This is a genomic window from Mammaliicoccus sp. FSL K6-3158 (genome assembly GCF_038005105.1).
Classification (GTDB): domain Bacteria; phylum Bacillota; class Bacilli; order Staphylococcales; family Staphylococcaceae; genus Mammaliicoccus; species Mammaliicoccus sciuri.
This window is the reverse complement of sequence record NZ_JBBOSL010000001.1, coordinates 2,699,351-2,722,690: the sequence shown is the minus strand read 5'-3', so window position 1 is coordinate 2,722,690 and position 23,340 is coordinate 2,699,351. Positions and strand designations below refer to the sequence as shown.

At 36.6% G+C, this 23,340-nt stretch carries 23 protein-coding genes and 3 rRNA genes; 24 read left to right on the top strand and 2 right to left on the bottom strand.

Annotation, left to right across the window (positions count from 1 at the left end; translation table 11 throughout):
* Nucleotides 1-247 precede the first annotated feature (247 nt).
* The 3 genes from MHH94_RS13790 to rrf all read left to right on the top strand — a co-directional run bounded on the left by MHH94_RS13790 (nt 248) and on the right by rrf (nt 5,175).
* Nucleotides 248-1,800 (top strand): 16S ribosomal RNA (locus MHH94_RS13790).
* Between the two features lie 249 nt (nt 1,801-2,049).
* Nucleotides 2,050-4,976, top strand: a 23S ribosomal RNA gene (locus MHH94_RS13785).
* Between the two features lie 84 nt (nt 4,977-5,060).
* A 5S ribosomal RNA gene (rrf, locus tag MHH94_RS13780) occupies nt 5,061-5,175 on the top strand.
* Together the 16S, 23S and 5S rRNA genes form the textbook arrangement of a ribosomal RNA operon.
* Before the next feature lie 67 nt (nt 5,176-5,242).
* Here the strand turns inward: rrf and MHH94_RS13775 are convergent.
* Nucleotides 5,243-5,608, bottom strand: coding sequence for a GNAT family N-acetyltransferase (locus MHH94_RS13775; protein ID WP_267749358.1), 366 nt, complete (start codon nt 5,606-5,608; stop codon nt 5,243-5,245).
* 107 nt (nt 5,609-5,715) lie between these two features.
* Between MHH94_RS13775 and MHH94_RS13770 the strand changes: the two genes are divergently transcribed.
* The 9 genes from MHH94_RS13770 to rsmI are packed head-to-tail and all read left to right on the top strand — an operon-like array spanning nt 5,716 to nt 12,048.
* The gene (locus MHH94_RS13770; RefSeq protein WP_232182010.1) at nt 5,716-7,062 is read left to right on the top strand and encodes an aminotransferase class I/II-fold pyridoxal phosphate-dependent enzyme; all 1,347 of its coding nucleotides are present in this window, start codon (nt 5,716-5,718) and stop codon (nt 7,060-7,062) included.
* Between the two features lies 1 nt (nt 7,063).
* The gene (gene tmk, locus MHH94_RS13765) at nt 7,064-7,684 is read left to right on the top strand and encodes a dTMP kinase (protein ID WP_084756753.1); all 621 of its coding nucleotides are present in this window, start codon (nt 7,064-7,066) and stop codon (nt 7,682-7,684) included.
* A gap of 33 nt (nt 7,685-7,717) precedes the next feature.
* The gene (locus tag MHH94_RS13760) at nt 7,718-8,047 is read left to right on the top strand and encodes a cyclic-di-AMP receptor (RefSeq protein ID WP_025905587.1); all 330 of its coding nucleotides are present in this window, start codon (nt 7,718-7,720) and stop codon (nt 8,045-8,047) included.
* A 52-nt stretch (nt 8,048-8,099) separates the two neighbouring features.
* Nucleotides 8,100-9,026: a DNA polymerase III subunit delta' gene (locus tag MHH94_RS13755; protein WP_058592450.1), complete on the top strand. Its 927-nt coding sequence runs from the start codon at nt 8,100-8,102 to the stop codon at nt 9,024-9,026.
* A gap of 4 nt (nt 9,027-9,030) precedes the next feature.
* On the top strand, nt 9,031-9,837 hold the full coding sequence (locus MHH94_RS13750) for a PSP1 domain-containing protein (RefSeq protein WP_025905585.1): 807 nt from the start codon (nt 9,031-9,033) through the stop codon (nt 9,835-9,837).
* 14 nt (nt 9,838-9,851) lie between these two features.
* Nucleotides 9,852-10,184 (top strand): DNA replication initiation control protein YabA, encoded by a 333-nt coding sequence (gene yabA, locus MHH94_RS13745; protein WP_025905584.1) that lies wholly within the window; start codon nt 9,852-9,854, stop codon nt 10,182-10,184.
* A gap of 50 nt (nt 10,185-10,234) precedes the next feature.
* Nucleotides 10,235-10,963 carry a tRNA1(Val) (adenine(37)-N6)-methyltransferase gene (locus MHH94_RS13740; RefSeq protein WP_075578483.1) on the top strand — a complete coding sequence of 243 codons (729 nt, stop codon included), beginning with the start codon at nt 10,235-10,237 and terminating at the stop codon, nt 10,961-10,963.
* Entirely contained in the window at nt 10,956-11,204 is a 249-nt protein-coding gene (locus MHH94_RS13735; RefSeq protein WP_025905582.1) for a GIY-YIG nuclease family protein, read from the top strand. The genes MHH94_RS13740 and MHH94_RS13735 overlap by 8 nt, the downstream gene beginning before the upstream one ends.
* A 1-nt stretch (nt 11,205) precedes the next feature.
* On the top strand, nt 11,206-12,048 hold the full coding sequence (rsmI, locus tag MHH94_RS13730) for a 16S rRNA (cytidine(1402)-2'-O)-methyltransferase (protein ID WP_048541937.1): 843 nt from the start codon (nt 11,206-11,208) through the stop codon (nt 12,046-12,048).
* Between the two features lie 65 nt (nt 12,049-12,113).
* On the opposite strand, the gene MHH94_RS13725 is transcribed toward rsmI, so the two are convergent.
* Complete coding sequence (locus MHH94_RS13725; RefSeq protein WP_025905580.1) at nt 12,114-12,389, bottom strand: AbrB/MazE/SpoVT family DNA-binding domain-containing protein; 276 nt, start codon at nt 12,387-12,389, stop codon at nt 12,114-12,116.
* A 232-nt stretch (nt 12,390-12,621) separates the two neighbouring features.
* Here MHH94_RS13725 and metG point away from each other — a divergent pair, with 232 nt between their 5' ends.
* The 12 genes from metG (at nt 12,622) to MHH94_RS13665 (ending at nt 23,272) form a co-directional block, all read left to right on the top strand.
* On the top strand, nt 12,622-14,622 hold the full coding sequence (metG, locus tag MHH94_RS13720; protein WP_025905579.1) for a methionine--tRNA ligase: 2,001 nt from the start codon (nt 12,622-12,624) through the stop codon (nt 14,620-14,622).
* 21 nt (nt 14,623-14,643) lie between these two features.
* The gene (locus tag MHH94_RS13715) at nt 14,644-15,408 is read left to right on the top strand and encodes a TatD family hydrolase (protein ID WP_025905578.1); all 765 of its coding nucleotides are present in this window, start codon (nt 14,644-14,646) and stop codon (nt 15,406-15,408) included.
* Between the two features lie 54 nt (nt 15,409-15,462).
* Nucleotides 15,463-16,005 carry a ribonuclease M5 gene (gene rnmV, locus MHH94_RS13710; protein ID WP_037590321.1) on the top strand — a complete coding sequence of 181 codons (543 nt, stop codon included), beginning with the start codon at nt 15,463-15,465 and terminating at the stop codon, nt 16,003-16,005.
* Between the two features lie 4 nt (nt 16,006-16,009).
* Complete coding sequence (gene rsmA, locus MHH94_RS13705; protein ID WP_048541943.1) at nt 16,010-16,900, top strand: 16S rRNA (adenine(1518)-N(6)/adenine(1519)-N(6))-dimethyltransferase RsmA; 891 nt, start codon at nt 16,010-16,012, stop codon at nt 16,898-16,900.
* A gap of 99 nt (nt 16,901-16,999) precedes the next feature.
* A complete protein-coding gene (gene veg, locus MHH94_RS13700; RefSeq protein WP_025905575.1) occupies nt 17,000-17,263 on the top strand; it encodes a biofilm formation stimulator Veg in 264 nt (87 codons plus the stop codon).
* A gap of 148 nt (nt 17,264-17,411) precedes the next feature.
* Nucleotides 17,412-18,260 carry a 4-(cytidine 5'-diphospho)-2-C-methyl-D-erythritol kinase gene (gene ispE, locus MHH94_RS13695; RefSeq protein ID WP_058592442.1) on the top strand — a complete coding sequence of 283 codons (849 nt, stop codon included), beginning with the start codon at nt 17,412-17,414 and terminating at the stop codon, nt 18,258-18,260.
* A gap of 69 nt (nt 18,261-18,329) precedes the next feature.
* A complete protein-coding gene (gene purR / locus MHH94_RS13690; protein ID WP_025905573.1) occupies nt 18,330-19,154 on the top strand; it encodes a pur operon repressor in 825 nt (274 codons plus the stop codon).
* A 16-nt stretch (nt 19,155-19,170) separates the two neighbouring features.
* A complete protein-coding gene (locus MHH94_RS13685; protein ID WP_058592441.1) occupies nt 19,171-19,548 on the top strand; it encodes a RidA family protein in 378 nt (125 codons plus the stop codon).
* A gap of 56 nt (nt 19,549-19,604) precedes the next feature.
* Entirely contained in the window at nt 19,605-19,937 is a 333-nt protein-coding gene (gene spoVG, locus MHH94_RS13680; protein ID WP_037590328.1) for a septation regulator SpoVG, read from the top strand.
* A 192-nt stretch (nt 19,938-20,129) separates the two neighbouring features.
* Nucleotides 20,130-21,488, top strand: a complete 1,359-nt coding sequence (gene glmU / locus MHH94_RS13675; RefSeq protein WP_048541950.1) for a bifunctional UDP-N-acetylglucosamine diphosphorylase/glucosamine-1-phosphate N-acetyltransferase GlmU — start codon at nt 20,130-20,132, stop codon at nt 21,486-21,488.
* 46 nt (nt 21,489-21,534) lie between these two features.
* A complete protein-coding gene (locus MHH94_RS13670; RefSeq protein WP_048541971.1) occupies nt 21,535-22,497 on the top strand; it encodes a ribose-phosphate diphosphokinase in 963 nt (320 codons plus the stop codon).
* 130 nt (nt 22,498-22,627) lie between these two features.
* Nucleotides 22,628-23,272: a 50S ribosomal protein L25/general stress protein Ctc gene (locus MHH94_RS13665; protein WP_048541952.1), complete on the top strand. Its 645-nt coding sequence runs from the start codon at nt 22,628-22,630 to the stop codon at nt 23,270-23,272.
* Nucleotides 23,273-23,340: the final 68 nt, after the last annotated feature.

Below are 23,340 nucleotides of genomic sequence, written 5' to 3'. Positions count from 1 at the left end.
GTATTTAGCGTGTATAGTTATATCTTGTGAGCGAGAGATAAATAAAACATCAAAACACTTTGAAAATTAATTTTAAAAAGTTGTTGACTTCGAATTAAGAAGTGTGTATAATAGTTTCTTGTGAGACAAAATGAACATTGAAAACTGAATGACAATATGTCAACGTTAATTCCAATAATTGAGTACTAAAAGTACTTCAGAGTGATTGGCTTAACCAATCAAAAATGAGCTTATCAAGCTTACTTCTTTTATGGAGAGTTTGATCCTGGCTCAGGATGAACGCTGGCGGCGTGCCTAATACATGCAAGTCGAGCGAACAGATGAGAAGCTTGCTTCTCTGATGTTAGCGGCGGACGGGTGAGTAACACGTGGGTAACCTACCTATAAGACTGGGATAACTCCGGGAAACCGGGGCTAATACCGGATAATATTTTGAACCGCATGGTTCAATAGTGAAAGACGGTTTCGGCTGTCACTTATAGATGGACCCGCGCCGTATTAGCTAGTTGGTAAGGTAATGGCTTACCAAGGCGACGATACGTAGCCGACCTGAGAGGGTGATCGGCCACACTGGAACTGAGACACGGTCCAGACTCCTACGGGAGGCAGCAGTAGGGAATCTTCCGCAATGGGCGAAAGCCTGACGGAGCAACGCCGCGTGAGTGATGAAGGTCTTCGGATCGTAAAACTCTGTTGTTAGGGAAGAACAAATTTGTTAGTAACTGAACAAGTCTTGACGGTACCTAACCAGAAAGCCACGGCTAACTACGTGCCAGCAGCCGCGGTAATACGTAGGTGGCAAGCGTTATCCGGAATTATTGGGCGTAAAGCGCGCGTAGGCGGTTTCTTAAGTCTGATGTGAAAGCCCACGGCTCAACCGTGGAGGGTCATTGGAAACTGGGAAACTTGAGTGCAGAAGAGGAGAGTGGAATTCCATGTGTAGCGGTGAAATGCGCAGAGATATGGAGGAACACCAGTGGCGAAGGCGGCTCTCTGGTCTGTAACTGACGCTGATGTGCGAAAGCGTGGGGATCAAACAGGATTAGATACCCTGGTAGTCCACGCCGTAAACGATGAGTGCTAAGTGTTAGGGGGTTTCCGCCCCTTAGTGCTGCAGCTAACGCATTAAGCACTCCGCCTGGGGAGTACGACCGCAAGGTTGAAACTCAAAGGAATTGACGGGGACCCGCACAAGCGGTGGAGCATGTGGTTTAATTCGAAGCAACGCGAAGAACCTTACCAAATCTTGACATCCTTTGACCGCTCTAGAGATAGAGTCTTCCCCTTCGGGGGACAAAGTGACAGGTGGTGCATGGTTGTCGTCAGCTCGTGTCGTGAGATGTTGGGTTAAGTCCCGCAACGAGCGCAACCCTTAAGCTTAGTTGCCATCATTAAGTTGGGCACTCTAGGTTGACTGCCGGTGACAAACCGGAGGAAGGTGGGGATGACGTCAAATCATCATGCCCCTTATGATTTGGGCTACACACGTGCTACAATGGATAATACAAAGGGCAGCGAATCCGCGAGGCCAAGCAAATCCCATAAAATTATTCTCAGTTCGGATTGTAGTCTGCAACTCGACTACATGAAGCTGGAATCGCTAGTAATCGTAGATCAGCATGCTACGGTGAATACGTTCCCGGGTCTTGTACACACCGCCCGTCACACCACGAGAGTTTGTAACACCCGAAGCCGGTGGAGTAACCTTTTAGGAGCTAGCCGTCGAAGGTGGGACAAATGATTGGGGTGAAGTCGTAACAAGGTAGCCGTATCGGAAGGTGCGGCTGGATCACCTCCTTTCTAAGGATATTACGGAATGACCATTAGGTCATGGAATAACGAAGACATATTGTATTCAGTTTTGAATGTTTATAGCATTCAACATTGCACATTGAAAACTAGATAAGTAAGCAATAGATTTTACCAAGCAAAAAACCGAGTGAATTTCTAACGAAATTCAACAAGCTTAATAATCGCGCGTCGTCTTTATAGACGACATCACAGATTAATAACAGTTATTTTCTTAAACGTTATGTATAAGGAAATATAGATTAAGTTATTAAGGGCGCACGGTGGATGCCTTGGCACTAGAAGCCGAAGAAGGACGTTACTAACGACGATATGCTTTGGGGAGCTGTAAGTACGCTTTGATCCAGAGATTTCCGAATGGGGAAACCCAGCATGAGTTATGTCATGTTATCCGCATATGAATACATAGTATGTGAGAAGGCACACCCGGAGAACTGAAACATCTTAGTACCCGGAGGAAGAGAAAGAAAACTCGATTCCCTGAGTAGCGGCGAGCGAAACGGGAAGAGCCCAAACCAATAGGCTTGCCTATTGGGGTTGTAGGACACTCAATACGGAGTTACAAAGGAAATGATTAGACGAATGGTTTTGGAAAAGCCAACCATAGAAGGTAAAGGTCCTGTAGTCGAAAGTCATTTCTCTCCTGAGTGAATCCTGAGTACGGCGGAACACGTGAAATTCCGTCGGAATCTGGGAGGACCATCTCCCAAGGCTAAATACTCTCTAGTGACCGATAGTGAACCAGTACCGTGAGGGAAAGGTGAAAAGCACCCCGGAAGGGGAGTGAAATAGAACCTGAAACCGTGTGCTTACAAATAGTCAGAGCCCGTTAATGGGTGATGGCGTGCCTTTTGTAGAATGAACCGGCGAGTTACGATTTGATGCAAGGTTAAGCAGTAAATGTGGAGCCGTAGCGAAAGCGAGTCTGAATAGGGCGAATGAGTATCTGGTCGTAGACCCGAAACCAAGTGATCTACCCATGTCCAGGTTGAAGTTCAGGTAACACTGAATGGAGGACCGAACCGACTTACGTTGAAAAGTGAGCGGATGAGGTGTGGGTAGCGGAGAAATTCCAATCGAACTTGGAGATAGCTGGTTCTCTCCGAAATAGCTTTAGGGCTAGCCTCAAGTGATGATTATTGGAGGTAGAGCACTGTTTGGACGAGGGGCCCCTCTCGGGTTACCGAATTCAGACAAACTCCGAATGCCAAATAATTTAACTTGGGAGTCAGACTATGGGTGATAAGGTCCGTAGTCGAAAGGGAAACAGCCCAGACCACCAGCTAAGGTCCCAAAATATATGTTAAGTGGAAAAGGATGTGGCGTTGCCCAGACAACTAGGATGTTGGCTTAGAAGCAGCCATCATTTAAAGAGTGCGTAATAGCTCACTAGTCGAGTGACACTGCGCCGAAAATGTACCGGGGCTAAACATATTACCGAAGCTGTGGATTATCCGTAAGGATAATGGTAGGAGAGCGTTCTAAACGTGTCGAAGCATGATCGTAAGGACATGTGGAATGTTTAGAAGTGAGAATGCCGGTGTGAGTAGCGAAAGATGGGTGAGAATCCCATCCACCGATTGACTAAGGTTTCCAGAGGAAGGCTCGTCCGCTCTGGGTTAGTCGGGACCTAAGCCGAGGCCGATAGGCGTAGGCGATGGATAACAGGTAGATATTCCTGTACCACCTATGATTGTTTGAACGATGGGGGGACGCAGTAGGATAGGCGAAGCGTGCTGTTGGAGTGCACGTCCAAGCAATAAGACTGAGTGTTAGGCAAATCCGGCACTCGTAAGGTTGAGTTGTGATGGGGAGTTGGATCATGTATCCGACGAGTCGTTGATTTCACACTGCCAAGAAAAGCCTCTAGTTAGAAAATAGGTGCCCGTACCGCAAACCGACACAGGTAGTCAAGATGAGAATTCTAAGGTGAGCGAGCGAACTCTCGTTAAGGAACTCGGCAAAATGACCCCGTAACTTCGGGAGAAGGGGTGCTTTTTAGGGTGCAAGCCTTGAAGAGCCGCAGTGAATAGGCCCAAGCGACTGTTTATCAAAAACACAGGTCTCTGCTAAACCGTAAGGTGATGTATAGGGGCTGACGCCTGCCCGGTGCTGGAAGGTTAAGAGGAGTGGTTAGCTTCTGCGAAGCTACGAATCGAAGCCCCAGTAAACGGCGGCCGTAACTATAACGGTCCTAAGGTAGCGAAATTCCTTGTCGGGTAAGTTCCGACCCGCACGAAAGGCGTAACGATTTGGGCACTGTCTCAACGAGAGACTCGGTGAAATCATAGTACCTGTGAAGATGCAGGTTACCCGCGACAGGACGGAAAGACCCCGTGGAGCTTTACTGTAGCCTGATATTGAAATTTGGCACAGCTTGTACAGGATAGGTAGGAGCCTTTGAAACGTGAGCGCTAGCTTACGTGGAGGCGCTGGTGGGATACTACCCTGGCTGTGTTGACTTTCTAACCCGCACCATTTGATCATGGTGGGAGACAGTGTCAGGCGGGCAGTTTGACTGGGGCGGTCGCCTCCTAAAGAGTAACGGAGGCGCTCAAAGGTTCCCTCAGAATGGTTGGAAATCATTCGCAGAGTGTAAAGGCACAAGGGAGCTTGACTGCGAGACCTACAAGTCGAGCAGGGTCGAAAGACGGACTTAGTGATCCGGTGGTTCCGCATGGAAGGGCCATCGCTCAACGGATAAAAGCTACCCCGGGGATAACAGGCTTATCTCCCCCAAGAGTTCACATCGACGGGGAGGTTTGGCACCTCGATGTCGGCTCATCGCATCCTGGGGCTGTAGTCGGTCCCAAGGGTTGGGCTGTTCGCCCATTAAAGCGGTACGCGAGCTGGGTTCAGAACGTCGTGAGACAGTTCGGTCCCTATCCGTCGTGGGCGTAGGAAATTTGAGAGGAGCTGTCCTTAGTACGAGAGGACCGGGATGGACATACCTCTGGTGTACCAGTTGTCGCGCCAGCGGCATAGCTGGGTAGCTATGTATGGACGGGATAAGTGCTGAAAGCATCTAAGCATGAAGCCCCCCTCAAGATGAGATTTCCCAACTTCGGTTATAAGATCCCTCAAAGATGATGAGGTTAATAGGTTCGGGGTGTAAGCGCAGTAATGTGTGTAGCTGACGAATACTAATCGATCGAAGACTTAATCAAATTTTAAATCGGTTTTAGCCGTAAAATCTGCTTACTATCTAGTTTTGAATGTACAATACATTCATCATAAGTTATTACTATTTGTCTGGTGACGATAGCAAAGAGGTCACACCTGTTCCCATGCCGAACACAGAAGTTAAGCTCTTTAGCGCCGATGGTAGTTGGGCTTACGTTCCGCGAGAGTAGGACGTTGCCGGGCAAATGTTTATAAATGGATGCGATGAGCCGTACTCGAGACCTGTTAGGTCTCTTTTTTTTGTACTTTTTTAAGGTAGTCTATAACCAGTTCCAATATTTCTAAAATGTAATTTCTCGTAAAACGAATTGTTCTCTGATAATAATTCTATTCGAACAGAAGGATATTGTGCTAATAAATAGTCTATAAGTGCTTTAGCATATCCTTTCTTTCTATGAGTTTTTGAAACGACGAGTTCTGTAATATATAATGTGACAGCTTCATCTGTTAAGAATCTAGTATAGCCAACAACCTCATTATTTACTTCTATTACAATAATACGAGAAGTAATAAGCAATTGTTGGATTTTTTCAATATTGAATGTTTTCCAACCTTCTTGTTGAGCAATCTCATAAATAGATTGTATATCTGTGTCAATTGCATTTCTAATAAACATTTTACTCACTCCTTTTATTAAGTATATCTTATTTTAATTATTACAGGAATGACGTTGGTCTTTATCATTGATATAATGATAAAGACTAAAAATTAAGAGGTAGCCTTATGAATATTAATGAAAAATTAAAATCTCTAAATAATCATGATGCCATTTCACTACATGTTCCAGGACATCATAATCATACAATTGGTTATTTAGATGAGATAAATCTTGCTATGGATATGACTGAAATAACTGGGCTTGATGATTTACATCAACCAGAATCTTGTATAAAGATGAGTATGTCTGAATTGAATAGGTATCCTGGCTATTATGGGCAGTATCTCGTTAATGGTACAACGGTTGGTATACTATCAGCAATTTATGCAGTGGCATATTTAGAGGGGGAAGTATTAATTCCTAGAAATGCGCATAAATCAGTATTCAATGCTTTGAATTTAACGAAGCAAGATGCTAAGTTTATGCCTATGACAATATCAAATAAGACAAACCAGTATAACGGTGCTTCATTAAAGGATTTAGATTTGAATAATATTAAATTAGCTATTTTTACTTATCCTAATTACTATGGTGAAACATTTGATATTGAAGAAAGTATTAAAATTTTAAAAGAACATAAAATTCCTGTATTGGTAGATGAAGCGCATGGCGCACATTTTGATATTAGTTCAAACTTCCCTAAATCATCTATGACATATGGTGCTGATATAGTCGTGCAGTCTTACCACAAGACATTACCAGCCTTAACAATGGGTTCTGTTATATATATGAAAGAGGATTTAGAAATAAAAGCAGATATTCAACAGTACTTGAAGATGTTACAAACATCTAGCCCTTCATATCTCATTATGGCTAGTTTAGAAAGTGCGGAAAAATTTTATAAGCAGTTTGATGATCAAAAATTTAAGTTCAAGAGACAAACATTCATTGAAACGATGAAGAATGTTGGATTTGAAGTGGGTAGTCTAGAGGACCCTCTTAAATTAATTGTTTCTTATAAGGGATTAAGTGGATTTGAAATTCAAAAGTTATTTGAAGGTGTGCATATCTATGTAGAGTTATGTGATTATAAATTTGTGTTATTGGTCTTACCGTTATGGCATGAATCAGATAAGTTCCCATTTGAAGATATGATTGATCGTGTTAGAAATATTAAACTGAATGTTGAGCATCAACTCAAAGAGGAAGTACAATTTAAATTACCATATCAAACAGATAGTACAATGTATAAATACAGCGATATTGAAAAAACAAAAATGATGAACTTAAATACATCATATGGCTACATTGCTGCTGAAGATATTGTGCCTTATCCACCAGGTATACCTGTCATTTTAAAAGGAGAAAATATTCGTAAAGAAATAATGGATTCTCTTTTACAATGGATTGATAGAGGTGGTAGAGTGGAAGGTATATTAAACAAGCAAATCAAGGTAAAGGATGAACAATAAAATGGGACGATTTATTACGTTTGAGGGTCCAGAAGGCTCTGGCAAAACGACGGTTATACATAGAGTTTATGAAAAGTTAAATCAAGATTATGATATTTTACTGACTAGAGAGCCAGGTGGTATCAAAATAAGTGAAGCGATTAGAAATTTGTTGTTAGATAGTAATGATGACATGGATGAGCGAACAGAAGCACTGCTCTTTGCTGCTGCTAGAAGACAACATTTAGTGGAGAAAATTTTACCTCAACTTAATAAAGGTGGAACGGTATTATGTGACCGATTTGTTGATAGTTCTTTAAGTTATCAAGGTTACGCACGTGAAATTGGGGTAGAAGAAGTTAAGGCAATTAATGAATTTGCGATTGATAACCTTTATCCTGATTTAACATTATATTTTGATGTACCTGCTGAAGTTGGTTTAAATCGAATTAAAGATAATCAACGTAATGCGAATCGTTTGGATAATGAAAAAATAGAATTTCATCACAAAGTTACAGAAGGTTACAAAAAATTAATTGCTGAGTATCCAGATAGAATTAAAGTAATTGATGCCACGCAACCATTAGAAAAGGTTGTAGAAGATGCATATTCTACGATAGTAAAATATCTGAAACAAGATTAAAATATGATATAATAAATAAAGAGGTGTTTAGATATGAAAATGGTAATAGCGATTGTCCAAGATCAAGATAGTCAAAACTTGTCAGAAGCACTTATAGAAAAGAATTTTAGAGCCACTAAACTTGCAACAACTGGTGGATTTCTAAGAGCTGGAAATACAACATTCTTATGCGGTGTCAAAGATGAACGTGTAGATGAATTATTACGTGTTATCGATGGAACTTGTGGTAATCGTGAACAACTTGTTTCACCTATCACACCAATGGGCGGTAGTGCGGATTCTTATATACCTTACCCTGTAGAAGTTGAAGTAGGTGGCGCAACTGTATTCGTTATGCCAATTGAACAATTCCATCAATTTTAAGAACTGATGAGCTGCCGTTTGAGCAGCTTTTTTATTGCAAGGAGCGTAAAATATGCAATTAACCAAAGAGATTGATCATTTATTAAGTGCACAACAATTATCTCATGCTTATTTATTTGAGGGAGATAATATGTTTGAAATGAAATCTACAGCTTTATATTTTGCTGAACAAATATTATGTGAATCAGAACAAAGTTGTGTGGTTAAAGTTCAAAATTTTAATCATCCTGATTTTGTATATATTCAATCAGATGAAACGACGATAAAGAAACAACAAATAGAAGAATTACTAAGAAAAATGAATCAAAAACCAATCGAAAGTCAATATAAAGTTTACATTATTGAAGCTTTTGATAAACTAACAGTACAGGGTGAAAATAGTATACTTAAATTTTTGGAAGAACCACCTCCAAATACAATTGCCCTGTTACTGACAACAAAGAAAGATCAAATATTGCCAACTATACATTCAAGATGCCAACTTGTTCATTTTAAACCTGCATCTAAAGAAAATTATATAGAAGAATTAAAACTGTCTGGTATTTCTTCTGCAATTGCGCATACATTGAGTTTTGTTACTTCTGATAAAGAAGAAGCACTTGCTCTTACAGAAGAACAATTTTTTGTACAGCTTAGAAAAACTGTAACGAAACTTGCTGAATTGATGGTAAAAGATACACAGATGGCAATGATATATTTGATCGATTGCATAAAAGTTGTTAATACACGCCCGTTACAGCAATTATTTTTAAATAGCTTGAATGCTTATTTTCAAGATTTATTACATGCCAAAATCCAAATAGATACGATAATGGCATATCCAGATTTAGAAGTGGAAATTAAAGAGATCAGTCAATATTTATCTTTAAATGACATTTCGAATTATATACAAGTTATAACGGAAGCAAACCGTAAATTAGCTCAAAACGTTAATGCAACGTTAGTATTAGAACAAATGGTTATAAATGGGAAGAGGTGATTAAATGTATGAAATAATTGGTGTTCAATTCCAAAAAGCTGGTAAGAAAGAATATTTCTCACCAAATGGGGAACGTTTCAAAGAAAATGACTTAGTTGTCGTTGAATCTAAACGTGGTATTGAACTTGGTAAAGTAAAATTAACAAATCGCCATGTAGGTAAAGATGATGTTGTCTTACCATTGAAAGAAGTTATCCGTCATGCAACAGAAGCTGATATTCAAAAATATCAAGATAACTTAAAAGATGCAGACGATGCTTTGGCATTATGTAAAGAGTTGGTAGCAACTCACGAGCTTAATATGCGACTTGTTAATTGTGAATATACATTAGATAAAAGTAAAGTCATCTTTAATTTTACAGCTGATGATAGAATAGATTTCCGAACTTTAGTAAAATCTTTAGCATATGAATTAAAAACACGAATTGAGTTACGACAAATTGGTGTGAGAGACGAAGCGAAATTACTTGGCGGTATTGGTCCATGTGGTCGCTCATTATGTTGTTCAACATTTTTAGGTGATTTTGAACCTGTTTCAATTAAAATGGCTAAAGATCAAAACTTATCATTAAATCCAACTAAAATATCAGGTGCTTGTGGTCGTTTAATGTGTTGTTTAAAATACGAAAATGATTATTATGAAGAGGTTAGAAATGAATTGCCTGATATTGGTACAACTGTTGTGACGCCAGAGGGTGATGGCAAAGTTGTTGGATTAAATATTTTAGATATAACAATGCAAGTTAAAGTGAAAGGTTTCGAACAACTCTTTGATTATAAACTTGATGAATTACTTGAAGTCCATTCATAAGGGAGGATTATATTGTGAATAGGGACGAGTTGTTTGAAACGATTATGACATTAGAGAATGAACTTAAGCAAATTAATGAACATATGGAAAAGTTGAAAAACCAGGCAGTTGAATTAGTCGAAGACAATGTTGCCCTTCAAATGGAGAATGAAAGTTTGAAGCGTGTAATGGAAACAAGTGAAGACAATCAACAAAAAAAGCCAAACAAGAAATTAAAGCCACTTCAAAGTAAAGATAACTTAGCAATGTTATATCATGAAGGTTTTCATATTTGTCGAGGAGAATTGTTTGGTAAACACAGACAAGGACAAGATTGTTTATTTTGTTTAGAAGTATTGAATAGATAATAAGAAAATCAGGCATGTTATATGCCTGATTTTTTAAGTGAGGTGTTTAAATGCTGAATTCGGGAGAAAGACTCGACCAATTATTAAGAGAAGAATTTGAAATTATTCAAAATGATGATGTGTTTTCATTTTCAACAGATGCATTGTTATTAGGGGATTTTACAAAGGTACGAAATAAAGATAAAGTAATGGATTTATGTTCTGGTAATGGCATTATTCCTTTATTATTGGCTCACAAATCTCAAGCTAGTATTGAAGCGATAGAAATTCAAGAGGCTTTAGTGGATATGGCTAAACGAACGATATCTCATAATCAATTAGAAGATCAAATATCTATCAATCAAATGGATTTAAAGAATGTATCAACCTCATATCCTCCTTCAACATTTGATGTTGTAACCGTAAACCCACCTTACTTTAAAGAAAATCAACAAATACAGCATCAAAAGGAAGCACATAAAATTGCGAGACATGAAATATATTGCACATTAGATGATGTTTTAAAAGCAAGTAAGCATTTGTTAAAGCAAGGTGGTAAACTTGCAATGGTCCATAGAGCGGAAAGACTGATGGATGTCTTAAGCGCATTTCGACAATATAAAATCGAACCTAAAAGATTAAGAATGGTATATAGTACACCTAATAAAAAAGAAGCGGTTACGATTTTAGTTGAAGGTAGAAGTGGTGGTCAAGCAGGATTGAAAGTTGAACAACCATTTTATATTTATGATGAAAATGGAGATTATTCAAAAGAAATGAAGGTTGTATATTATGGTTAACCATTATACATATATATTAGAGTGTAAGGATCAAACATTATATACTGGTTATACAACAGATTTAGACAGAAGGTTAAAAGTCCATAATGAAGGTAAAGGTGCTAAATATACTAAAGTGAGACGCCCTGTTAAACTTGTATATCATGAGACATTCGATAATAAATCCGAAGCTTTAAAACGAGAATATGCTTTAAAACAGTTAAGTAGGAAACAAAAATTAGCGCTTATTAAGGAGGGGTAATATGTCTATATTATATTTAGTAGGAACCCCAATCGGAAATTTAGAAGATATCACTTATCGTGCGGTTAGAATGTTAACAGAAGTCGATTATATTTTTTGTGAAGATACACGTGTTACAGGTAAGCTTTGTCAGCATTATGAGATACAAACGCCTCTTAAGTCTTACCATGAACATAATAAAGATAAGTCATCTGAGCAAATATTGAGGTTATTAGAAGAGGGAAAAGATATTGCGCTCGTTTCTGATGCAGGCTGTCCTTGTATAAGTGATCCTGGTTATGAACTTGTGAATCAAGTTAGGGATACTGGTTATCGTGTTGAAACAATACCAGGACCTAATGCTGCTATTACAGCATTAATGACAAGTGGATTACCATCATATAAATTTGTGTTTCTAGGATTTTTACCTAGACATGCGAAAGAAAAACATGATGTATTGGAAAAATGGATGACGAGAGAATCAACTTCTATGATTTATGAATCACCCTATAGAATTAAACAAACGGTACAAGCAATAGCTGAGATAGATCCTGAAAGAAAAGTAGCAATTGGAAGAGAACTTACTAAAAAATTCGAACAAGTGGAAACGAATCAAATAAAGGTCATTGAAGAAATGTTATCAAATGAGGTCATACCTCAAAAAGGTGAGTTCGTCATCTTGATTGAAGGTATCGATGAATCGACACAAGTGGATAATTGGTGGGAAGACTTAGATCTCGTTCAACATGTCGAAATTTATATAAATGAACATCAAATGAGATCAAAAGATGCTATCAAACAAGTAGCAGTAGATAGAAAAATGAAAAAAAGAGATGTATACGAAGCGTATCATATTGACGAATAAACAAAAAAAGGAAATTTAAAGTAAATGATGTACTTTAAATTTCCTTTTTTTATATGCAGCTTTTATTATTTTGATTTTTTCTCAATCTCATTAATTAGTTGCTGAGCGCCTTCTTTACTTAAGACAATTTTACCATCAGCTAAAACAAAATTGTCTTCAGAAACATCTCCAGTAACTTGACAAGTCATGTTAGGTGAGTATTTCTTTAAGATAATTTTATCGTCATCTGTATAAATTTCTAAAGCATCTTTCTCAGCAATGTCTAATATGCGTCGTAATTCGATTGGAATTACTACACGGCCTAGTTCATCTACTTTACGCACGATTCCAGTTGATTTCATCTTTTTACCTCCGTTTAATAAAACCATAATTATCTAATTCGACATTCATTCGACAATTATATAAATAGTATACTAATATGAATTCAAGAAAATGTCAATATAACAATATATTGCATACGTTTAATTTTTGAAATATAAAACAATTGTTATCTCTATACCATAATCAGGTAATATTGAAAAAATGCTTAATTTTCGGTATATTATATAGATAAGATATTAGGAGGAAACGCTGATGACGAAAGAGACTTTTTACATTACGACACCGATTTATTATCCGAGCGGGAATTTACACATAGGTCATGCGTATACTACGGTTGCTGGTGATGTAATTGCTAGATATAAACGGTTACAAGGCTATGATGTTCATTATTTAACTGGTACAGATGAACATGGTCAAAAAATACAAGAAAAAGCTAAAGAAGCGGGCTTATCTGAAATAGAATATTTAGATGGCATTATTAAAAGTATCCAATCTTTATGGAAGAAATTAGATATCTCTAATGATGATTTTATTCGGACTACTGAAGAAAGACATAAACAAGTTGTCGAAAAAGTCTTCGAAAAGTTATTAGCACAAGGTGACATATACTTAGGTGAGTATGAAGGTTGGTACTCAATACCAGATGAAACATATTATACTGAAACACAACTTGTCGATCCAGTTTATGAAGATGGCAAAATCGTCGGTGGTAAGAGTCCTGATTCAGGTCATGAAGTAGAACTTGTGAAAGAAGAAAGTTATTTCTTTAAATTAGATAACTATGCTGATCGTTTACTCAAATTCTTCGATGAAAATCCGGAATTCATTTTACCTATTTCTCGTAAGAATGAAATGATCAATAACTTTATTAAACCAGGTCTAGAAGATTTAGCGATTTCTAGAACGACTTTTGATTGGGGTATTAAAGTACCTTCTAATCCTAAACACGTTGTGTATGTTTGGATTGACGCACTTGTGAACTATATTTCTGCGTTAGGTTATTTATCAGATGACGATACGCTATTTAAAAAATATTGGCCAGCAGATGTGCATTTAATGGCTAAAGAAATCGTTCGATTCCATTCAATTATTTGGCCAATCTTATTGATGGCTTTAGACTTACCTTTACCTAAACGTGAATTTGCTCACGGTTGGATCTTGATGAAAGACGGTAAAATGAGTAAATCTAAAGGTAATGTTGTAGATCCGAACGTCTTAATTGATAAATACGGCTTAGATGCAACAAGATACTACCTCATGAGAGAATTACCATTTGGCGCAGATGGTGTATTTACGCCTGAAGCGTTCGTTGAAAGAACAAATTACGATTTAGCTAATGACTTAGGTAACTTAGTGAATCGAACAATAGCAATGGTTAATAAATACTTTAATGGCGTACTTCCTAAATATAAAGGCAAATTACATCCATTAGATGAAGAAATGGAACAAATGGCTTTAGATACTAAAGATAAATTCTATTCATCAATGGAAAACATGCAATTCTCAGTTGCTTTAGCAGAAGTTTGGAAGTTGATTAGTCGTACAAACAAATATATTGATGAAACAACACCATGGGTATTAGCTAAAGATGAAAATGAACGTGAAATGCTAGAAAATGTCATGATTCACTTAGTTGAAAACATTAGATTTGCAGCAGTATTATTACGTCCATTCTTAACACATGCACCATATGAGATTTTCCGTCAATTAAACTTGGAAAAAGGTAAACTTGATACATTTGAAAGTATTGAACAATATGGCGCTATTGATCAAGATATCAAAGTAATCGAAAAGCCTGAGCCTATTTTCCCTAGATTAGATGTAGAGCAAGAAGTGGCATTCATCAAAGATTCTATGCAAGGTGGAACGACTGCAGAACCATCTGAAGAAGAAGCTGAAACTGCTGAGGAAGAAGTAGTGCCATCTAAACCAGAAATCACAATTGATCAATTTGATAAAGTAGAAATCAAAGCTGCTACTGTTACAGGTGCTGACTATGTGAAAAAATCAGATAAACTTTTAAAAATAAAAGTAGATTTAGGTAACGAAAAGAGACAAATTGTTTCAGGTATAGCTGAATTTTATAAACCTGAAGATATTGTAGGTAAAAAAGTAGCGGTCGTTACGAACTTAAAACCAGTAAAATTACGTGGTGAATTATCAGAGGGTATGATTTTATCAGCTGAGAAAGACGGCACACTTACTTTAGTAGGTTTACCAAATGCAATACAAAACGGATCTATCATTAAGTAAAGTAATGAAAGGGAGATTCGAATGTTAATAGATACACACGTCCATTTAAATGCGGATCAATACGATGAAGATTTACAAGAAGTAATCGATCGAGCTTTGGAAGAAGGTATCGATAGAATGTTCGTTGTTGGTTTCGACACGAACACGATTGAAAGAACGATGAAATTAATAGACCAGTATGATTTTATATATGGCATTATAGGTTGGCATCCTGTTGATGCAATTGATTGTACGGAAGAACGCCTACAATGGATTGAAGAATTGTCTAAACACCCAAAAATCATCGGTATAGGTGAGATGGGGTTAGATTACCACTGGGATAAGTCGCCTAAAGATATCCAAAAAGAAGTGTTTAGAAAGCAAATCGCATTAGCGAAACGTGTCCAACTACCGATCATTATTCATAATAGAGAAGCAACTCAAGATTGCGTTGATATCTTAAAAGAAGAAAATGCAAGTGAAGTTGGCGGAATTATGCATAGTTTCAGTGGCTCAAACGAAATAGCTGATGAAATACTCAAAATGAATTTCTATATTTCATTGGGTGGACCTGTCACGTTCAAAAATGCGAAACAACCAAAAGAAGTAGCTCAACATGTACCTTTAGATAGGTTACTCGTTGAAACAGATGCACCATACTTATCACCTCACCCTTATAGAGGGAAAAGAAACGAACCTGCACGTGTAAAACTTGTTGCAGAACAAATTGCAGAATTGCGTGGAATTTCATACGAGGAAGTATGTAAAGCTACTACAGAAAATGCTGAAAGATTATTTAAATTATAAAATATGATGCCCCAAAACGGTTGTTTTGGGGCATCTTTAAAGAAGGAAATGAATATGAAGATAAATGAATTTGTTGTTGTTGAGGGACGCGATGATACAGTTAATGTTAAAAGAGCAGTAGATTGCGATACGATAGAAACAAATGGCTCAGCAATATCAAAAGAAACTCTAGAAGTTATAAGACAAGCGCATGAAAAACGTGGTGTCATTGTATTAACTGACCCAGATTTCCCAGGTGATAAAATTAGAAATACAATCAAGCAGTATATCCCTAGTGTGAAACATGCATTTATACCAAGAGATAAAGCTAAAAATAAAAGAGGAAAAATAGGCGTAGAGCATGCCTCAATTGAAACAATTAAAGATGCACTTACAAATGTGAGTTCTCCATTAGAAGCGGACATTGAAACAATTGATAAAGCAGTCTTAATTGACCTTGGTTTAATTATAGGACCAGACGCTAGAAGAAAACGCGAAATACTATGCAGTAAATTAAATATAGGCCATTCAAATGGCAAACAATTGCTAAACAAATTAAATGCCTTCGGTTATACTGAGAAAGATGTAAAAGAAGCACTGGGATATAAAGAGGAGTGACACGATGAACGATAAAGATATAGCAACACCTAAACGTACAAAAGCGTTATTAGATCAATATGGATTTAAATTCAAAAAGAGTTTAGGTCAGAACTTTTTAATCGATACAAATATTATTCAAAAAATTATTTCTGCTAGTGATATAGATGAGAATACAGGTGTTATTGAAGTTGGACCAGGAATGGGTTCACTTACTGAACAATTAGCGAGAGCATCAAAGAAAGTATTGGCTTTTGAAATTGATCAAAGGTTAATACCTGTATTAGAAGATACGTTAAGTCCATATGACAATGTAACAGTTGTAAATGAAGATATATTGAAAGCCAACGTCAAAAAAGAAATTGAAACGCACTTAAAAGACTGCGATAAAATTATGTTGGTTGCCAATTTACCTTATTACATTACGACACCTATATTGATGAATTTACTAGAAAATGATTTGCCAATAGATGGCTATGTTGTCATGATGCAAAAAGAAGTAGGAGAACGTTTAAACGCTGAAGTAGGTAGTAAGAGTTATGGTTCGTTATCAATAGCTTGTCAGTATTACACTGAAACTGAACGTGTTTTAATCGTCCCGAAGACTGTCTTTATGCCACCACCAAATGTTGATTCTATTGTTATTAAATTAACGAAACGCATTGAACCGATCGTCCAAGTAGATGATGAGAAACTACTATTCAAGCTTTCAAAAGGTGCTTTTGGACAAAGGCGAAAAACAATTTTGAACAATTATATTAATACAATTAAAGAGGGTAAACTGCATAAAGATGAAATCGTCGAATGGCTAAATGCTTCAAACATAGACCCTAAGCGACGTGGTGAAACGCTAACAATACAAGAATATGCACATCTTTGTAACAATTTGAAAAAATACCCGAATTTATCTGTGTAAATATATTGACATTACTTTATCAACTTGATAAAATTTAAATTTTATTTGACAAAAATCTGCTTTCGTAGTATAATTTTATCTATAGCGAGGTGGGTCAATATGCCGAAGACTTTAGTAGACATCAAAAAAATATTGGAATGTCAATTAGGAAATCGTATTGTACTTAAAGCTAATGGAGGACGTAAGAAGTTAATTGAGCGAAGTGGCGTGCTTAAGGAAACGTATCCATCAGTTTTCGTGGTCGAATTAGATCAAGAGAAACATAATTTTGAGCGTGTATCTTATACATACACTGATGTATTAACTGAGAATGTCCAAGTAACTTTTATGAATGAACATAAAGAAGAATTTATCGTTCAATAATTAAAAGTATTTAATAAAAAACTCTACGCGATATGACTGTGATATGGCGTAGGGTTTTTTATTATGCCAAAAAATAGAATAAAGCTAATACTTTCTAACTTTTATTTATGGTAAAATCATAATAATAAGTTTTAGAGAGGGCAAGTATATGATTTATGAAACTGCACCAGCAAAAATTAATTTAACATTAGATACGTTATATAAACGTGAAGATGGGTATCATGAAGTGGAAATGATTATGACGACCATCGACTTAAATGACCGATTAACATTTGAGTGTAGAGACGATGGTGAAATCATTATTGATGTAGAACATAATTTTGTACCAAGTGATCATAGAAATTTAGCATATAAAGCAGCAAAATTGATGCAAGATAGATACAATATTAAAAAAGGTGTGAAGATTTCATTAGAAAAAAGCATTCCAATTTCAGCAGGTTTAGCTGGTGGATCAAGTGATGCAGCCGCTACTTTTAGAGGTTTGAATGAATTATGGGGAATTAATGAATCTTTAGAAACATTAAGTCAGCTGGCTTCAGAAATTGGATCTGATATTTCGTTTTGTATTTATGGAAAAACAGCTTTATGCCAAGGTAGAGGTGAGAAAATTACGCACTTACCTAAACCACCTTCAGCATGGGTCGTTATCGCGAAACCAGATATAGGTGTTTCAACGCCTGAAATATACGGTGCGTTAGATTTAGAAAACAAGGATGAAGTACAAACACAAGCATGTCTTAAGGCAATTGAAAATAACGATTATGCCTCAATGTGTCAGTCGCTCGGTAATAGCCTCGAAAAAGTCACGATGCAACTATATCCAGAGGTTGAGAAATTGAAGAATACTATGAGTAATACTGGTGTAGATGCTGCTTTGATGAGTGGCAGTGGCCCGACTATATATGGCTTTGTTCAAAAAGAAAGACAAGCTAAGCAAGTATATAATGCTTTGATGGGATGTTGTAACGATGTATACATCGCGAGACTGCTCGGATAGCTTTGAGGAATGCGAACGATTATAGTATAATTAAGCTTAAAATACGGAATAGAGATTGGAGTTTTATAAATGAGGTTTAAACGAAGTGAAAGAATCGTTTATATGACACAATATTTATTGAAACATCCGAACGAGTTAGTGCCGTTGACTTATTTTGTGAATCATTTTGGTCAGGCAAAGTCGTCTATTAGTGAAGACATACAAATTATTAAAGAAACGTTTACTGCTGAGAGACTTGGTATTATAGAAACGACTGCCGGTGCAAGTGGCGGTGTAACTTACCGACCTAAAATGTACGTCGAAGAAGCACGTGAATTGATTGAAAAATTGTGTGAATTACTAAAAGAAAAAGAAAGACTGTTGCCAGGTGGCTATTTATTTATGTCGGATTTAGTAGGTAATCCTAAACTATTAAATCAAGTAGGAGAGTTAATCGCTACAATGTACATGGATGAAGAACTTGATGCGGTAGTTACAATAGCAACAAAAGGTATATCTTTAGCAAATGCCGTGGCGAAAGTGCTTAATTTGCCAGTTGTAGTTATAAGAAAAGACAATAAAGTAACAGAAGGATCTACAGTATCGATAAACTATGTGTCTGGGTCTTCTAGAAAGATTGAGACAATGGTTTTATCAAAAAGAACATTGCCTGAATATTCGAATGTATTGATTGTTGATGACTTTATGAGAGCAGGCGGATCTATTAATGGTGTAATCAATTTGATGAATGAGTTTAAAGCTACAGTAAAAGGGGTATCAGTACTTGTAGAATCAAAAGAAGTTAAACATCGATTGATTGAAGATTATACATCTTTAGTTAGGCTATCTGACGTAGACGAGTACAATCAGCAATTTTCAGTAGAAGAAGGCAACTGTTTAAAAAGATTTAATTAAAAGGAGAGTAATCAACATGAAAAGTATTAACGCAACAAATGCTCCAGAAGCTTTAGGACCATATTGCCATGCAGTAGTAGTAGATAATTTAGTATTTACTTCTGGTCAAATACCGTTAAATCAACAAGGTGAAGTCGTTTCTGAAGATGTCAAAGAACAAACTAAGCAAGTACTAGAAAATTTAAAAGTAGTACTTCAAGAAAGTGGCACATCTTTAGAAAGTGTCGTTAAATCTTTAATTTTTATAAAAGATATGAACGACTTTCAAGACATCAATGCCGTATACGGCGAATATTTTAATGAACATTTGCCTGCTAGAAGTTGTGTAGAAGTTGCACGTTTACCGAAAGATGTTAAAGTTGAAATCGAAATGATTGCAAAAATAAATAACTAACTTCAATTAATATGATGCTGCTACTTTAAATAGACAAAACAGGGGGCACACAAATCATGAAGGTAACAGATGTGAGATTAAGAAAAATTCAAACGGATGGAAGAATGAAAGCATTAGTTTCTATAACATTAGATGACGCTTTTGTTATTCACGACTTAAGAGTAATCGAGGGAAATTCAGGACTGTTTGTGGCTATGCCTAGTAAGCGTACGCCAGATGGGGAATTTAGAGATATTGCGCATCCCATTAATTCTGAAATGAGACAAGAAATTCAAGAAGCGGTTATGAAAGTATATGATGAAACAGATGAAGTCATTATTCCAAAATCAGCTCAAGAAGCCTCAAATTCAGAGGATAGCGATGAAGCATCAGACAGTGAAGAAGAATAACGATATTTAAAGTACTCAGCTCACGTATATTGGTAAACAGCAGTTAAAATCTTGTGATTTTAACTGCTGTTTTTTTATGTTTCATTATAATGGATTTGTTAATAAGGAAACGTTTACTTGAAGTCTTTCTTGATACTATGCGGTCAATTAAATTATAATAGACTAAAGTGTGTATAAATGGAGGTATTTGCAATGCAAAAATATGCAGTTGTATTAGCTGCTGGTAAAGGTACAAGAATGAAATCTAAACTTTACAAAGTACTACATACAGTAGCTGGAGAAGCAATGGTTCAACATGTTATAGATAGCGTGAAAAATGCAGGTGTTGATAAAGTCGTAACAGTTGTTGGACATGGTGCTGAAAATGTCAAAGAAGCAATCGGTCATGCATCTCAGTTTGTACATCAAGAAGAACAATTAGGAACAGCACATGCAGTAAAGACTGCTAAAGATATATTAGGTACTGAAAAAGGCACAACAATTGTTGTATGTGGAGACACACCATTAATCAGTGACGAAACGATTAAAAACTTATTAGATTTTCATGAGTCTGAAAGTGCAGTAGCAACTGTCTTGTCTGCAAAAGTCGACAACCCGTTTGGCTACGGTAGAATCATTCGCGATGAAAATGGTTTGGTTTCTGGAATTGTCGAACAAAAAGATGCTTCTTCTGCTGAAGCTGAAGTTAATGAAATCAGTTCTGGTATATTTGCTTTCGATAATGAAAAGTTATTTGAAACACTTGAAAAAGTAAACAATGATAACGCACAAGGTGAATATTATTTACCAGATGTGATTCGCATCCTAAAAGAAGAAAATGAAAAAGTTTCTGCTTTTATTACGAACGATGTTGACGGCATTATGGGTGTGAACGATAGAGTGCAACTTGCGAAAGCAGAACAGAAAATGAAAGAACGTATCAATCATCAACATATGCTAAATGGCGTAACAATTATTGATCCAGCTACAACTTATATCGGGAAACAAGTCGTAATTGGTGAAGACACAGTTGTAGAACCAGGCGTAAGACTTTCTGGCACAACAATTATAGGAAAAAATGTTACGATAGGAATGAATTCTGACATCAAAAATAGTACAATTAAAGATGATGCTACAATTAAACAATCTGTTATTACAGATTCAGTTGTAGGCGAAAACGCTACAGTAGGACCATTTGCACAATTAAGACCAGGTTCTGAACTAGGCAAAGATACGAAAATTGGTAACTTTGTTGAAACTAAAAAGGCTGTCTTGAAAGATGGTGCTAAAGTTTCACACTTAAGTTATATCGGAGATGCAGAAGTAGGTGCAAGAACAAATATTGGTTGTGGTTCTATCACTGTAAATTATGATGGCGTGAATAAATTCCGTACGGTTATAGGAGATGATGCGTTTATTGGATGTAATTCAAATCTAGTTGCACCAGTAGAAATTGGAGATGGATCATTCATAGCAGCAGGGTCAACAATTACAGATGATGTACCAAATGAAAGCTTGGCGCTAGGTCGCGCTAGACAAACGACAAAAGAAGGATATTATAAAACGAAATAAAAGGAGCCGTCAAAACATGAGTCAAAATGATATCGGAGGAACAGAAATGTTGAACACTGAATATAAGAACTCTTCATTAAAAATATTTTCGCTTGAAGGTAACCAACCATTAGCGCAAGAAGTTGCCAATTTAGTAGGGATCCCATTAGGTAAATCTACAGTTAAGAGATTTGCTGATGGTGAAGTTCAAATTAATATTGAAGAAAGTATCCGTGGTTGTGATGTGTTTATTATTCAACCAACATCAAACCCAGTGAATGAACACTTGATGGAATTATTAATTATGATTGATGCTTGTAAACGTGCATCAGCAGCAAATATTAATATTGTAATGCCTTATTATGGTTATGCAAGACAAGACCGTAAAGCTAGAAGCCGTGAACCAATCACTGCTAAACTTGTGGCAAATATTATTGAAAAAGCTGGCGCAAGCAGAATGATAGCACTTGATTTACATGCACCTCAAATTCAAGGGTTCTTTGACATACCGATTGATCATTTAATGGGCGTACCAATTTTATCAAATTACTTCTTAGAAAAAGGTTTAGATCCTGAATCAACAGTAGTTGTTTCACCTGACCATGGTGGCGTAACAAGAGCGCGTAAAATGGCTGACCGTCTAAAAACACCTATCGCTATTATTGATAAACGTCGTCCGAAACCGAACGTAGCAGAAGTTATGAATATTGTTGGAGATATTAATGGTAAGACTGCCATCATTATCGACGATATTATTGATACAGCTGGAACAATTACATTAGCAGCAGATGCACTTGTTAAAAAAGGTGCAAAAGAAGTTTATGCTTGTTGTACACACCCTGTATTATCAGGGCCAGCAAAAGAACGTATCGAAAATTCTCAAATTAAAGAATTAGTTGTTACAAATTCTATTCAATTACCAGAAGATAGAAAACCTGCAAACGTTAAAGAATTGTCTGTAGCAGAATTATTAGCACAAGCAATTGTTAGAGTATATGAACAAGAATCTGTTAGTGTGCTATTTGATTAATTTATAATATTCGTGTATAATAACAAACGGTTCATTTTTATGGACTAAATAACCACTTACAAGCAGCGATTATTGTTGATGGGTAAGTGTAGGAGCGCATATCGCGCATAAATGAAAGGTGGAAAAGATAATGACTTCATTAAAGTCAGTTATCCGTCAAGGTAAACAAACTCGTTCTAGTTTACGTAAATTAAGAGCTTCAGGTGTTATTCCAGCGGTCGTATACGGTTACGGTGCTAAAAATACATCTGTTAAAGTTGATGAAGTTGAATTCATCAAAACAATTCGTGAAGTTGGACGTAACGGCGTTATCGAATTAGGTGTTGGTTCAAAAACAATCAAAGTTATGGTTTCAGATTATCAATACGATTCTCTTAAAAATCAAATCACTCACGTTGACTTCTTAGCTATCAACATGAAAGAAGAATTAACTGTAGACGTACCTGTAGTATTAGTAGGTGAATCAGTTGGTGCTTCTGAAGGTGGCGTAGTTCAACAACCATTATTCGACTTACAAGTTACAACTACTCCAGATGCAATTCCTGAAAATATCGAAGTTGATATTACAGAATTAGCTATTGGTGATAGCTACTTAGTAGGCGACTTAGATGCAACTGGTAAATACACTATCGAAAACGATAAAGAAGAAGCAGTTGTAACAGTAGTTCCTCCAACAGAAGAACCTGCTGAAGATGCTGAAGAAACTGCAGCTGAAGAAGCTGATGCAGTAGCAGAAGAAGAAGCTGAAAAAGAAGAATCAGAAGAAGAAAAATAATATTTTTTAAATCTTCAACCCAACACATTTGTGTTGGGTTTTTTATTTAAGTATAGATAGATGAAATA

Excerpts from the sequence above, each read along its gene's own strand:
- veg (WP_025905575.1), top strand. The coding sequence starts at position 17,000 with ATGCCGAAGACTTTAGTAGACATCAAAAAAATATTGGAATGTCAATTA.
- MHH94_RS13725 (WP_025905580.1), bottom strand. The coding sequence starts at position 12,389 with ATGAAATCAACTGGAATCGTGCGTAAAGTAGATGAACTAGGCCGTGTA.
- ispE (WP_058592442.1), top strand. The coding sequence starts at position 17,412 with ATGATTTATGAAACTGCACCAGCAAAAATTAATTTAACATTAGATACG.
- MHH94_RS13770 (WP_232182010.1), top strand. The coding sequence starts at position 5,716 with ATGAATATTAATGAAAAATTAAAATCTCTAAATAATCATGATGCCATT.
- purR (WP_025905573.1), top strand. The coding sequence starts at position 18,330 with ATGAGGTTTAAACGAAGTGAAAGAATCGTTTATATGACACAATATTTA.
- MHH94_RS13755 (WP_058592450.1), top strand. The coding sequence starts at position 8,100 with ATGCAATTAACCAAAGAGATTGATCATTTATTAAGTGCACAACAATTA.
- MHH94_RS13670 (WP_048541971.1), top strand. The coding sequence starts at position 21,535 with ATGTTGAACACTGAATATAAGAACTCTTCATTAAAAATATTTTCGCTT.
- MHH94_RS13760 (WP_025905587.1), top strand. The coding sequence starts at position 7,718 with ATGAAAATGGTAATAGCGATTGTCCAAGATCAAGATAGTCAAAACTTG.
- MHH94_RS13685 (WP_058592441.1), top strand. The coding sequence starts at position 19,171 with ATGAAAAGTATTAACGCAACAAATGCTCCAGAAGCTTTAGGACCATAT.
- MHH94_RS13665 (WP_048541952.1), top strand. The coding sequence starts at position 22,628 with ATGACTTCATTAAAGTCAGTTATCCGTCAAGGTAAACAAACTCGTTCT.
- glmU (WP_048541950.1), top strand. The coding sequence starts at position 20,130 with ATGCAAAAATATGCAGTTGTATTAGCTGCTGGTAAAGGTACAAGAATG.
- metG (WP_025905579.1), top strand. The coding sequence starts at position 12,622 with ATGACGAAAGAGACTTTTTACATTACGACACCGATTTATTATCCGAGC.
- rnmV (WP_037590321.1), top strand. The coding sequence starts at position 15,463 with ATGAAGATAAATGAATTTGTTGTTGTTGAGGGACGCGATGATACAGTT.
- tmk (WP_084756753.1), top strand. The coding sequence starts at position 7,064 with ATGGGACGATTTATTACGTTTGAGGGTCCAGAAGGCTCTGGCAAAACG.
- MHH94_RS13715 (WP_025905578.1), top strand. The coding sequence starts at position 14,644 with ATGTTAATAGATACACACGTCCATTTAAATGCGGATCAATACGATGAA.
- rsmI (WP_048541937.1), top strand. The coding sequence starts at position 11,206 with ATGTCTATATTATATTTAGTAGGAACCCCAATCGGAAATTTAGAAGAT.
- MHH94_RS13750 (WP_025905585.1), top strand. The coding sequence starts at position 9,031 with ATGTATGAAATAATTGGTGTTCAATTCCAAAAAGCTGGTAAGAAAGAA.
- spoVG (WP_037590328.1), top strand. The coding sequence starts at position 19,605 with ATGAAGGTAACAGATGTGAGATTAAGAAAAATTCAAACGGATGGAAGA.
- MHH94_RS13740 (WP_075578483.1), top strand. The coding sequence starts at position 10,235 with ATGCTGAATTCGGGAGAAAGACTCGACCAATTATTAAGAGAAGAATTT.
- rsmA (WP_048541943.1), top strand. The coding sequence starts at position 16,010 with ATGAACGATAAAGATATAGCAACACCTAAACGTACAAAAGCGTTATTA.
- MHH94_RS13775 (WP_267749358.1), bottom strand. The coding sequence starts at position 5,608 with ATGTTTATTAGAAATGCAATTGACACAGATATACAATCTATTTATGAG.
- MHH94_RS13735 (WP_025905582.1), top strand. The coding sequence starts at position 10,956 with ATGGTTAACCATTATACATATATATTAGAGTGTAAGGATCAAACATTA.